Genomic DNA, 11,284 nt, shown 5'->3' on the forward strand with positions numbered 1-11,284 from the left:
TATGAAAAACCTGAATAAAGTAATACTAGTAGGCTTGACTGCCTTTTGGGCTGCTTGTTCCAACGATGCGGGTGCTGAATCGGGGGTCTCTGGGGCGACGACTGAACCGAGTACTTCGCCAATGGCAAATTTGACGGATGAACAGAAGGTGATTCTGACAAAGTCTTTCAAGACTCTTGTTGATTCTGCAAAGTATGTTCTGTCTAATAGCGATGAGGTTGATGACGACGGAATTTGGGAACCTGATTCAAATTATTTGGAAATCCTTAGGTTGACATATCCGTTTGATTCAAAGCCAGAAGAGAATTTTGCTTATCCAAGCCAAAATGGCCGTCGAAAATGCAATGTTTCGACATATCCAGCGGATTTAGGTGTAGTGCTGAAACAGTCGTTTAACGCTAGTGCTAGTTTCAGTGGTCCGCAGAAAAAAACTTCAAGTGTTATATCCTCAAAACTTGTCGAAGTGGATGGTGTTCCTGTTATTGTAAAATCGGTCGGAACTGAGAGCTTTCAAAATGGATATTGGGGCTACGGCGTGTCCTGTTCCGAATATTTGAATCGGTTTAAACAATCTTGTAGCGAGTCTAATGGAATCTTCAAAGATTTTGGAGATGGATGCCGAAGTTTAAGGCTGACTATGGCTTGCTCGATGTTTGCTCTAGATGGATTGACTGAAGATGCCGTTATGGATTCATTTACGGAAGAATATAAGAATATGTGCCAAGATGATTCCGTAAAATATGCATCTGTTGAAAATGCAGATGACGTGATTCAAGCGTGTTCTGGTGGTGGATACGTAGACATGGAATCGTCTTTTTATAGCACTTGTCCTGAACCTGAAAATAATTATGATCCTGTGCTCGATAGTTTATCAGTTGCTTGGCGTATAGGCTTGAAACGTACATTTGATGCTTATAGGGAACAATTTAATGTATTTAAGGATACGGTTGATGGAACCTTACACACGTATCATTATCCAGAACTTGTTTTTGGGGATGGTGTTGCATACAATTCTTTCCCGAATGGAACAGATGTGGTAAGTGCATATCGTGAAGAGGGCGTGTATCATTTGCCTGATTCTCTGGTCGAAGTTTTTTTCCCAGAGGCGGCCCAAAGTCCGCAAGTGTTCGAAGTTCTTAAACGGAGGAACGAAACTTATTATATAATTGTTTTAAAGGATATTGGTGCTAAAGGTCATATTTTGAAAAGTATTGGTGCCGATGAAATTCGTATTTTGGATATTGTGAAAAGTGGGGAATCGTGCACGGAGAATAATGATGTTTATTATTCCGTGTATTTGATAAAAGGCTCGCCTGAATGGGATGTGAGCGGAAAGAAAATTGTGAGGGAGACTTATGTAAGCCCACTTTGGAAATGCGACGATCAAGAAAGTCTTGAACGGATTGAACCGTATGGCGAGTGGATTAATCAGTATGGATTTGTCTAATTGAATTCTTTTTATCCCAGCTACAGTGCTGGGATTTTCTATTTTTTGCACTGTATGAATACTAAAATCTATTACACCCTTACGGACGAGTCGCCGTTCTTGGCGACTCAGTCTTTGCTTCCTATCGTATCTGCTTTCGCAAAGACCGCAGATATCGATGTTGAAACTAAGAACATCTCCTTGCCGGGCCGCATTCTTGCCGCTTTCGCGGACACGCTCCCGGCAGGTACGACGTTTGCTGGTAAGCCGGTGACGGATGACCTCGCATTCCTCGGCAAGCTCACGCTTGAACCGGATGCAAACATCATCAAGCTCCCGAACATTTCTGCCTCGGTGCCGCAGCTCAAGGCCGCGATTGCCGAACTCCAGAAGAACGGCTACGCTCTCCCGGATTATCCGGATGCTCCTCTCAACGACGAAGAAAAATCTATCCGCGCCCGCTACGACAAGGTGAAGGGCTCCGCCGTGAACCCGGTGCTTCGTCAGGGCAACTCCGACCGCCGCGCTCCTAACGCTGTCAAGAACTATGCCCGCAACAATCCGCATAGCAACGGCGTGTGGAACGAATCCGTGAAGACTTATGTCGCGAGCATGCAGGCCGATGACTTCTACGGCAACGAAAAGTCCATTACGATGGCCGAAGCCGACACGTTCAAGATTGAATTTGTCGATGAAGCTGGTGCCGTGACGGAACTCCGTGCCGCAAAGCCGCTCCTCAAGGGCGAAATCATCGATGCGACCGTCATGCGCATGGCTTCTCTCGAAAAGTTCATCGCCAATGCGATGGCCGAAGCCAAGGCCAAGGGCCTCCTCTTCTCCGTGCACCTCAAGGCCACGATGATGAAGGTTTCTGACCCGGTGCTGTTCGGTGCGTTTGTCCGCGTGTTCTTCAAGGATGTGTTCACGAAGTACGCTGACCTCTTCAAGGAACTCGGAATCGATGCCAACAACGGTCTCGGTGACTTGTTTAAGCGCCTCGAAGGCAATGCCAAGGAAGCCGAAGTCAAGGCTGCTATTAACGCCGCCCTCGCCGCAGGCCCGGATCTCGCGATGGTCGATTCTGCCAAGGGCGTTACGAATCTGCATGTGCCGAGCGACGTGATTATTGACGCTTCTATGCCGGCCATGATCCGCAATTCTGGCTGCATGTGGAACAAGGAAGGCAAGCTGCAAGAAGTTGTGGCATGCATTCCGGACCGCTGCTACGCTGGTATCTACGACGAAACGATTGAATTCTGCAAGCAGAACGGCGCATTCGACCCGAAGACGATGGGTACTGTGCCGAACGTGGGCCTCATGGCTCAGGGTGCCGAAGAATACGGCAGCCACGACAAGACGTTTGTCGCAAAGGGCAAGGGCGTCATTCGCGCTGTGAACAGCAAGGGCGAAGTCCTCTTGCAGCAGGAAGTCGCTGCTGGCGATATCTTCCGTATGTGCCAGGCCAAGGACGCTCCGGTGCGTGACTGGGTGAAGCTCGCTGTGACGCGCGCTCGCCTCAGCAACACGCCGGCGATTTTCTGGCTTGATCCGGAACGCGCTCACGACCGCGAAATTCAGAAGAAGGTGGAAGCCTACTTGCCGGAACATGACCTCAAGGGGCTCGACATCAAGATTATGAGCCCGCGCAAGGCTATCGTCGAAACGATGAAGCGTGCCAAGGCTGGCCTCGATACTATCGGTGTGACGGGTAATGTGATGCGTGACTACCTCACGGATCTCTTCCCGATTCTCGAAGTCGGAACTTCTGCAAAGATGCTCTCCATCGTGCCGCTTATGGCTGGTGGTGGCCTTTATGAAACGGGTGCAGGTGGATCTGCTCCGAAGCAGGTGCAACAGTTCCTCGCCGAAAACTACCTCCGCTGGGATTCTCTCGGTGAATACTTCGCACTCGTGCCTGCATTCGAACAGGTCGCGCTCAAGGACGGCAACAAGAAGGCTAAGGTCTTGGCTGATACGCTCGATGCTGCCAACGGCAAGATTCTCGAATTCAACCGCACGCCGGCTCGTAAGATCGGTGAACTCGACAACCGTGGTTCCCACTTCTACCTCGCTCTCTACTGGGCTCAGGCTCTCGCCGCCCAGAAGGACGATGCGGAACTCGCCGGAAAGTTCGCTCCGATCGCTGCCGCTCTCTCCGCAAAGGAATCCGAGATTGTCGCCGCTCTCGCTGCCGAACAGGGTAAGCCTGCCGATATCGGTGGTTACTATGTTCCGAAGGCAGAACTTCTCAAGAAGTGGATGCGTCCTGTCGAAGCGTTCAACGCAATTATCGACAACATCTAGAATGTCATCCCGGCCTTGTGCCGGGATCGCCTTTTCAAAAAAGGAGTGTCGCAGAAATGCGCACTCCCTTTTTTTGCTTCGCTGTGAATTTTTTAGAATTGCCCGCGGCTCCCGTTGATAATCCATTGGCACAATGCCTCAATGCCATCGTAGTCGGGGAGCGTCTGCACAAAGTTCTTGGACTTGCTGCGTTCAATAAAATTGCGCCATACCATCTCGTTTTTGCCATTTAGCCCAAGGTGTTCTTCAATTGCGCCACGAGTCCAGACCCAAATGCCTTGCTCGCAAAGTTTATTGTGGATATTGCGGATGGGGCGTTCGGCTTCGGGCATGGATGCCATCATTGCGTATGCCGTGGATGCGCTGATATTGCTGTGCTTGTTGACGGGGAGGCCGTTTACCAATCGCAAATGGTTGTGGCAAGCGAGCTCGCGGAACAAGTTGCGGCATTCCGTAATGTCTGGGTCATTGGCGCTCAAAAATCCGTCGCGGGTTGCCGTGGTAAATGCGTAGTCCAAATCGACAATCGCACGCACGGGAATGTCCATTGCGCTTAAAACCTGCATACTCTTGCGTGTATTGCTCACGCCGCCTTGACGCACGAGTGCGCACTTGATCAGAGCAAAAGATTGCCCGGTGATGCGCTCGAAAAGGGCGGGCAGCACACGCCATTCCGTTTTACCTTCGGTGAGTAGCACGTAATCGGCGAACAAAAGTTCATTGCTATTAGACAAACTAAACAGCATTTGCAACTGGCTCGGAGCATCTTTCACGACCTGGCGAACGGCATCTTCCATTCGCTTGCGCATGAATGTGCCGCGTTCCCTGTTCTTGCGAATCAAGAGAGACGTGCTCACGTCTTCGCTCGTGACCATCTGCGCGGAATGCGTTGCAAAAACGACTTGATAGCCTTCGTTCGAAAGGTTCTTCAGCGCCACGCGCACGAGTTCCACTGCTTGCGGGTGCAAAAAGAGTTCCGGCGAATCAATCAATAAAAGCTTGCGGCTCAGGTAATGGTTATTGTGGTGCTTCTTGATTTCGGCGAGGTAGCGGATAAGTGCCATCTGGATGGCGCGCTGCGAACCTGCACCCATGCGCGAAATATCGCGTTCAAAACCGTCATCTTCGTCGACGACTTTAATCGTTGCGCTCTTGAGGAATGTTTCGAGAGTCGGCACGGGAATGTCGAGCTCCACGCGAACGCTCGGAAATAGCGGACGGAGTGCCGAGTTGACTTCTTTATCGAAAGCCTTGATTTCTTCGGCCTGGCAGTCGCTTCCGGGGGAGAGCAGTTCCGTAAACTGCTCGATGACCTGGCTCAATTCGCCACCAAACCTGCGTTCCAGTGGCTTGAAAATCTCGTGCATGAGCTTGGTGTAGGCTTGGTTCCCCTCAAAATCCCAAATAGCGATGGATTCCGGGAACATGCGATTAAAGGCTGCGGTAAACTTGTCATTGACGCGTACCCAGTCTTTGCCTTTGCGCTTGCCGTTTGGCGGGCAGAATGCCCAAAATTCAATATTGCCGGGGAGTTCACCCGGGATTCGCTGCACTTTCTTGACGCGGAGCGTTGTTCCCGAGAGGAACGGCTCTACTTCGGCTGCTTTTTCTTCTCCAAGACGGTTCAAAACCTGCTCGGTTATGCCCTCAAAAAGTCCTTCCGCTTCTACGGGGTGGTTCGGGTCATCAAAATACGAGATGTCCAGCGAGAAATTGGCAAGCAACCAGCGGATTCCCATCAAGATATTCGTTTTTCCGGCGTTGTTGTAGCCAATCAGGGCGGTAAAATCACTAAGCGGAAAAGTCTCGCGCTGGATAGAGCGGAGATTCGAAATTGTAATGCGGGACAATCTAAGTGCTTGCGGTTGCATAGCTTGAAACTATAAAAACTTTTCGGAAAAAGTTGTGTTTGGCGCAATTGCAAGCGAAAAAGTGCAATTATTGACCGTATAAATTGGAATGATTGTACGGGAATGACCTCCAAAAGTCTTTTTTGATGCTAAAAGTACTTCATGCGGGCGGGGCCCCAGCTCAGAGTTGACGCCTACGGCGTCAGCGGCTTCACTTGGTCATGTGCGCCTGCAAGCAGTCGCCCGCGACTCTCGTTTTGCACGCTACTGCGAAGACAATACCTTGGCCGACGCCTCCATTTTATTGACGATTTATCGTTATCCTTAAATTATGTAACCTCTTATCTCGCTTATTGTTATGCATAATATGCCAATGAAACCTTTTTGGAGCTATGGACAATTGCTAGTGTGCCGTGAATGTGGCTGAATGTCTTAAAAAACGAAAAAACACTTTAGCTGTTGGGGCTAAAGTGTTTCTTTTGGGGTTAGGAGGAGAACAAAGAGTTCTTGAACATAAAGGTATTTAAAGTTTGGCTCTATAATGTGTTTTTTGTCATATTCGTGTTGAAAAGTGTTGTGAACTTCTCAATGGGGTGTTGTAAATTTGCTACAATTATTATTAGGTATGTAAAAAAGAGGTTTTGTTCAGTGTCAAACTTTGATAACGAAAAGGGTTTTATTGCTAAATTTTCGGGCATGAAGAAATACGCTGCTCCAGTTGTTCTTTTTGTCTTGGCTTGCGCCTTAATTGTATACCTCAAGGTTGATTTTTCTGGTTCGTCCTCCTCTTTTGACGTTAGCCGGTACATGCAGACGCGCGCAAAAATTGATTCCTTGGAAGTGGCTCTTTGGAACGCCCAGGGCAATGTCGATACTCAGGTGAAAATCCGCGACGAACTTTCTAACGCATGGGAAGACCTTTCGGCGATGCGCACCAATACGGCTGATGAGGCTGATGCTCCGGAAGAAAATGTGGGAGGCTTCTCTGGTGGCGTTTGGCTTTGGATTATCGGCGGAACGCTTGCCGTGCTCCTTTGCTCCGTGGTTCTTGTGCTCGTGCTTATCCACCGTAAAAAGATTGTTGAAACGCGCATGATGGAAGCTCTTGCGAAATCGAGAGAAACTGGGGAGATGCCTTCTGTGGATGATACAGAAACGGTCCTTACTCCGCGTGTTCATGCTCCTAAAAAGTCAATTATCGATGAAGCCGAAGAATTTGCCGCAAAGCGCCGTGAAACGATGGCTCTTCAGACGAAGGCTGCCGCAGGTGCAAATCCAGTTGACCAGAGTGCAACGAATTTGAATGCCTCCAGCGCAAATGCATCAAGTTTGAATGCTTCGAACGTGAACGCCACGAAGGCTGCTTTCGAAGATGAACATGGCGTTCCTGAAAATCGAATTTTAACGTCTCCGTTTAACGGTAGAACGGTTCTCCGCCCGACGGCGAGAGAACGCATCACGTCTGCAATGCAGTCGCTTTCTGATGTGCTACATCATGACCGCACCAAGGTTAAGCCCGCTGCTCCGGCAGCTGCGCCAAAGCCCGAAGTTGTTGCAACAGCTGTTGCCCATCCGCTTGAAATGAACCGCTTTGATCGCGAATCTTCGGTGAACAGCAAGATTTTGCAGATGTCTCGCAGAGGTTTCCCGGCTTCGGCTATTGCTTCGAAGTTGAAGATTCCTCAGGCTAAGGTCGAGGCTGTTATCAAGGAAGCTGTAGAAGCAGGTAACTAATGCGTTACCGCTTTCGTTGTGAATATCTAGGCAGCGCCTTTTACGGCTGGCAAGAACAAAATTGTGGTGGCAAGCTCCGCTTTGTAACCGTGCAGTCAACGCTCGAAGAGGCGTTGTCTACGGCGTTACGTGCGCCCATCCGCGTGGTGGGGTCGGGCCGAACGGATACGGGAGTCCATGCCCGCGGCCAGTGTGTCCACTTTGATTTTGATGGCGAATTGGATCCGCAGAAGGTTGTACGTTCTGTGAATGGTCTTACTAAGCGCTTGATTCGCATCCGCGATTTGGAGCCTTGTGCTCCTGATTTCAATGCGCGTTACGATGCCGTTTTACGTTATTACCAGTACACGATATTTACGCGCCCGGTGGCGTTGATGCGTGACTTTGGCTGGGAGTGCGGTTCGCTGAATTTGGATATCGAGGCGATGGGCCGCGAGGCTCAGTCTTTCCTTGGCGAACACGATTTTATTGATTTTTGCATCCCGCGTAATGATGGAAAATCGACACTTTGCACGTTGAGCGAGTTCCGCTTGGAACGCTTGAACGACTGGAGCTGCATGTTCCATATCAAAGGGAACCGCTTCTTGCACCGTCAGGTGCGTGCGATGGTCGGGACGCTTTTTGATATTGGTCGAGGCCGCTATCCCGAAGGTACGGTCAACCAGATTTTCGAGAAAAAGTTCAAAGGCGAACGCACGTGGGCGCCCCCGCAGGGGCTTGTCCTCGAAAACGTGGAATATAGGGATTATTAACCCCTGATTGCTTCAATCATTTCTTTTACAGCGCGTTCCATGCCGACGAGTGTGGCGCGGCTTATGATGCTGTGACCGATGATGATTTCGTCAATGCCGTCAATCTGTGCAACGGCTTCTACGTTTCTGTAGTTGAGGCCGCGTCCTGCAAGCACGTTCAAGCCATACTTGTGGGCGAGCACCGTCATGTCCTGCAGTGCAGAAATTTCACGATCGACTTCTTCGCGGCTGCCGAGTTCAAATGCGGTTGCGTATTTGCCGGTGTTGAATTCCACATAGTTTGCGCCGACCTTCTTGGCTGCTTTGACCTGTTCTGTTTCGGCGTCGATGAACACGCTCACCTGGATGTCGTTGTTTCTGAGCGTCATGATGTACTTTGCAAGTTCGTCAATCTTTGCAGAAACGTTCAAGCCGTCTTCAGTAGAAAGTTCCGTGTGGACTTCTGGAACGAGCGTTACCATATCCGGCTGGCGGTTGATGGCGAACTGCACCATTGCCTGTGTCGGAGCCATTTCAAGGTTTAACTTTGTTGTGACTGTTCCGCGGAGGAGCCTGATGTCACGGTCCTGGATGTGGCGCTTGTCTTCACGGAGGTGGGCGGTAATTCCATTGCAACCGGCGAGTTCGGCAATCATGGCTGCTGCGACCGGATCAGGTTCCTTGCCTTTACGGGCTTCACGGATTGTTGCAATGTGATCTACGTTTACACCGAGTTTGATAGACATAGGCTCTCCTATTTGGAATTTAATAACGTTGAAAGTTCTACGAGGGTAGTGCCTTGCTTGGCTGCCTTCTTGGCGATATCCTCAATTTTAGACAAATTTTTTTCTGTCAGAGGCAAGATCATTATAGAAGTTCCGCTTTTGGGGGCTTCTCTAAGTTTTTGATGGACGTAGTCCTCAATGGAACTGTTATCCGGATTGTACGGAAATGCAATCTTGCAGGTGATGTCAAGGTCTTTACAGGTCTGCGGAACGACGGTTCGTTCTTCCATGGATAAATCCATAAACCACATGTTCCTTTTTTCTGTCGGTTTTAAAATGGCCTGTAAAAGTTGCTTATGCTTGACCGCCTGTTCGCCGTAGCGAGTTGCGATGCCTGCCGCATTGGGGAGGACCTGTTTTGCCGCATCGATTGTTTCTTCGATTTGCTCTGCGGTGTGGTGGATGCGGAGCGGACGCAATTTGTTATGGACTTTGTTCAACTTTGTTGATTCCATCGTTAACCATAGAACGATTTCTTTGTTCTTGATTTTGTCTAGGCTTTTATAGACTTCGTCATTGAGACCGAAGGGTGGAATCAGCAAGTCAAATGGAAAATCGAGTTTGTTGAGCTCTTCAATAATCTCTGGAGTTAAGTTTGTTGTCTGGAATGCAATCGACATCAGCGATGCGTTCTTCATGAAAATATTGTCTGAAACCTGGAATATCAGGTTTAACGAATCGCCTTTGGGCGTAAGAATATCGACTTTTGCGGATTGGTAGGCGTTGGGGTTTTCGTTTATTTCTTCCATCAGGAGAATTTTGCCGCCATGCTTTTGAATGAATTTTTGAGCCTGCAAAAGGTAAACGACAATAGTCTTTCCGCGTGCGAGAGTCCAGATGGTTCGCTTGGAACGCTTGGAGTACGAAGACGAAATAATCTTCATTTCATCTTGTAATTTTTGACTGAACGGAATGGTGTCCTGCTCGGTTGGGGCGGCCTCCGGTTCTCGTATGCCTGTGGTCTCCTCGAGCTTTTCAAGAACGTGCTGCGCCTTATCCTGGTTGTTCAATAAAAATGCTAAACCAGCAAAAATCCCCGACGCTAAAAAAAGTGCGACAATGTGTTTTAGTTTGATCATTTCATATATAAATATAACTACATTGAGTCCATGCCTATTCTATTTGCACTTGTTGGAGCTACCGGTGTTGGCAAGTCTCGCCTTTCACTGGAACTGGCGGAACGCTTTAATGCCGAAATTATCGGCGTGGATTCACGTCAAATCTACAAGGGCTTTGCCATTGGAACTGCCCAGCCGTCGTTAAAAGATATGGCTAGGGTAAAACACCATCTAGTTGATTTCCTGGATCCTCGTCAGGCATTTTCTGCGGGCGATTTTTGTGCAAATGTGAAAAAGCTTTTAGCCGATAACCCAGGTCAAAATTACATCTTGGTTGGGGGAACTGGCCTTTATCTCCAGTCCTTAATGCTTGGACTTCCACAGATTCCCAAAATCGAAGAATCCGTGCGCAAGTCTTTTGAAGACGATGCTGCTAAGTTTGGAAGTAAAACTTTATACGAAAAGGCAAAACAGGCAGACCCCGAAGCGATGGAAAAAGTTGAACTGAACAATGTCCAGCGCATTATACGCGTCTTGGAAGTGTTTCAGCTGACGAGGCGTAAGCTCTCGGATTGGCAAAAGGAACGTGAAGGTGGTATTGGTGAACTGCCTGTGTTCTGGTTGAACCGTAGTCGCGAAAACCTTTATGCGCGGATCGATGCTCGCGTGGACCAGATGATGACAGATGGTTGGCTTGATGAAATTCATGAACTTGCTAAAACCGTGCCGTTAGACGCTCCTGCATGGCAGAGTCTCGGCTATAAAGAACTTTTGTGTGCAAAAGACGGCAATCAAGTGCTATCTGTCCTCGAAGAAGTTAAGCGAAAAACGCGAAATTACGCAAAACGACAGTTGACGTGGTTCCGTTGGCAGGTGAAATCGACTGAAGTAGACTTGGATACTTGTACAAACCCTTTGGAATATATCCATAATAGGGTAGTTGCTCCTTAAAAGGGGCATTTTTAGGACTCTCAGAAAATTTTTTCTCCAAAAATTGGACTTGAAAAGGGCAAATTGCCCTTTTTCTTTTGGGGTGCCCTTAAAAAAGTGGTGAATAGAATGTGAATATCATGATGTAGAACCGGAAGACAACCCGTTTTTATCGAAAAAAGTGAAAAAAAGTTGATTTTTTTTACGCTGACCCCTTGTTTTTATTCCTGAAAATTCTATAATTGGTCTCACCCTCGAACGGGTCACCCAAAACGACCTGAACGAGAGACGAAAGCCCGCGAGACTTTCGGGAAGATTGAAGGAATCGGAGATGTGCTTAGTGACGGCCCAAGAAAATTTCTTGGAAGTCTATTTACGAAAAACAGGACAGACTATTTAGAAAATCAATGAAGAGTTTGATCCTGGCTCAGAACGAACGCTGGTGGCGTGTCTTATACATGCAAGT

8 protein-coding genes and 1 rRNA gene are annotated in these 11,284 nt (G+C 48.6%); 6 read left to right on the forward strand and 3 right to left on the reverse strand.

What is annotated here, in order from left to right:
* Position 1: 1 nt before the first annotated feature.
* Together CRN95_RS13680 and CRN95_RS13685 are read left to right on the forward strand one after the other, a co-directional pair.
* Positions 2 to 1,447 (forward strand): hypothetical protein, encoded by a 1,446-nt coding sequence (locus CRN95_RS13680; RefSeq protein WP_088630903.1) that lies wholly within the window; start codon positions 2 to 4, stop codon positions 1,445 to 1,447.
* A gap of 54 nt (positions 1,448 to 1,501) precedes the next feature.
* Complete coding sequence (locus CRN95_RS13685) at positions 1,502 to 3,730, forward strand: NADP-dependent isocitrate dehydrogenase (RefSeq protein ID WP_088630920.1); 2,229 nt, start codon at positions 1,502 to 1,504, stop codon at positions 3,728 to 3,730.
* A gap of 92 nt (positions 3,731 to 3,822) precedes the next feature.
* Here CRN95_RS13685 and CRN95_RS13690 read toward each other — a convergent pair whose 3' ends face one another.
* The gene (locus tag CRN95_RS13690) at positions 3,823 to 5,601 is read right to left on the reverse strand and encodes an ATP-dependent endonuclease (RefSeq protein ID WP_088630904.1); all 1,779 of its coding nucleotides are present in this window, start codon (positions 5,599 to 5,601) and stop codon (positions 3,823 to 3,825) included.
* Positions 5,602 to 6,276: 675 nt separating this feature from the next.
* On the opposite strand from CRN95_RS13690, the gene CRN95_RS13695 reads away from it, so the two are divergent.
* Entirely contained in the window at positions 6,277 to 7,314 is a 1,038-nt protein-coding gene (locus tag CRN95_RS13695; RefSeq protein WP_235003058.1) for a hypothetical protein, read from the forward strand.
* Positions 7,314 to 8,066: a tRNA pseudouridine(38-40) synthase TruA gene (truA, locus tag CRN95_RS13700; protein ID WP_088630906.1), complete on the forward strand. Its 753-nt coding sequence runs from the start codon at positions 7,314 to 7,316 to the stop codon at positions 8,064 to 8,066. Before CRN95_RS13695 ends, truA begins: the two co-directional genes overlap by 1 nt.
* Here the strand turns inward: truA and CRN95_RS13705 are convergent.
* Both CRN95_RS13705 and CRN95_RS13710 read right to left on the reverse strand, forming a co-directional pair.
* A complete protein-coding gene (locus tag CRN95_RS13705) occupies positions 8,063 to 8,791 on the reverse strand; it encodes a pyridoxine 5'-phosphate synthase (RefSeq protein WP_088630907.1) in 729 nt (242 codons plus the stop codon). The two genes, truA and CRN95_RS13705, sit on opposite strands and share 4 nt — an antisense overlap.
* Before the next feature lie 8 nt (positions 8,792 to 8,799).
* Complete coding sequence (locus tag CRN95_RS13710) at positions 8,800 to 9,909, reverse strand: divergent polysaccharide deacetylase family protein (RefSeq protein WP_088630908.1); 1,110 nt, start codon at positions 9,907 to 9,909, stop codon at positions 8,800 to 8,802.
* A 30-nt stretch (positions 9,910 to 9,939) separates the two neighbouring features.
* On the opposite strand from CRN95_RS13710, the gene miaA reads away from it, so the two are divergent.
* Positions 9,940 to 10,839, forward strand: coding sequence for a tRNA (adenosine(37)-N6)-dimethylallyltransferase MiaA (gene miaA / locus CRN95_RS13715; protein ID WP_088630909.1), 900 nt, complete (start codon positions 9,940 to 9,942; stop codon positions 10,837 to 10,839).
* A 383-nt stretch (positions 10,840 to 11,222) separates the two neighbouring features.
* A 16S ribosomal RNA gene (locus CRN95_RS13720) occupies positions 11,223 to 11,284 on the forward strand; the annotation flags it as partial.

Origin of the sequence: Fibrobacter sp. UWB16, assembly GCF_900215325.1 — a bacterium.
In the GTDB taxonomy this organism is placed as follows: domain Bacteria; phylum Fibrobacterota; class Fibrobacteria; order Fibrobacterales; family Fibrobacteraceae; genus Fibrobacter.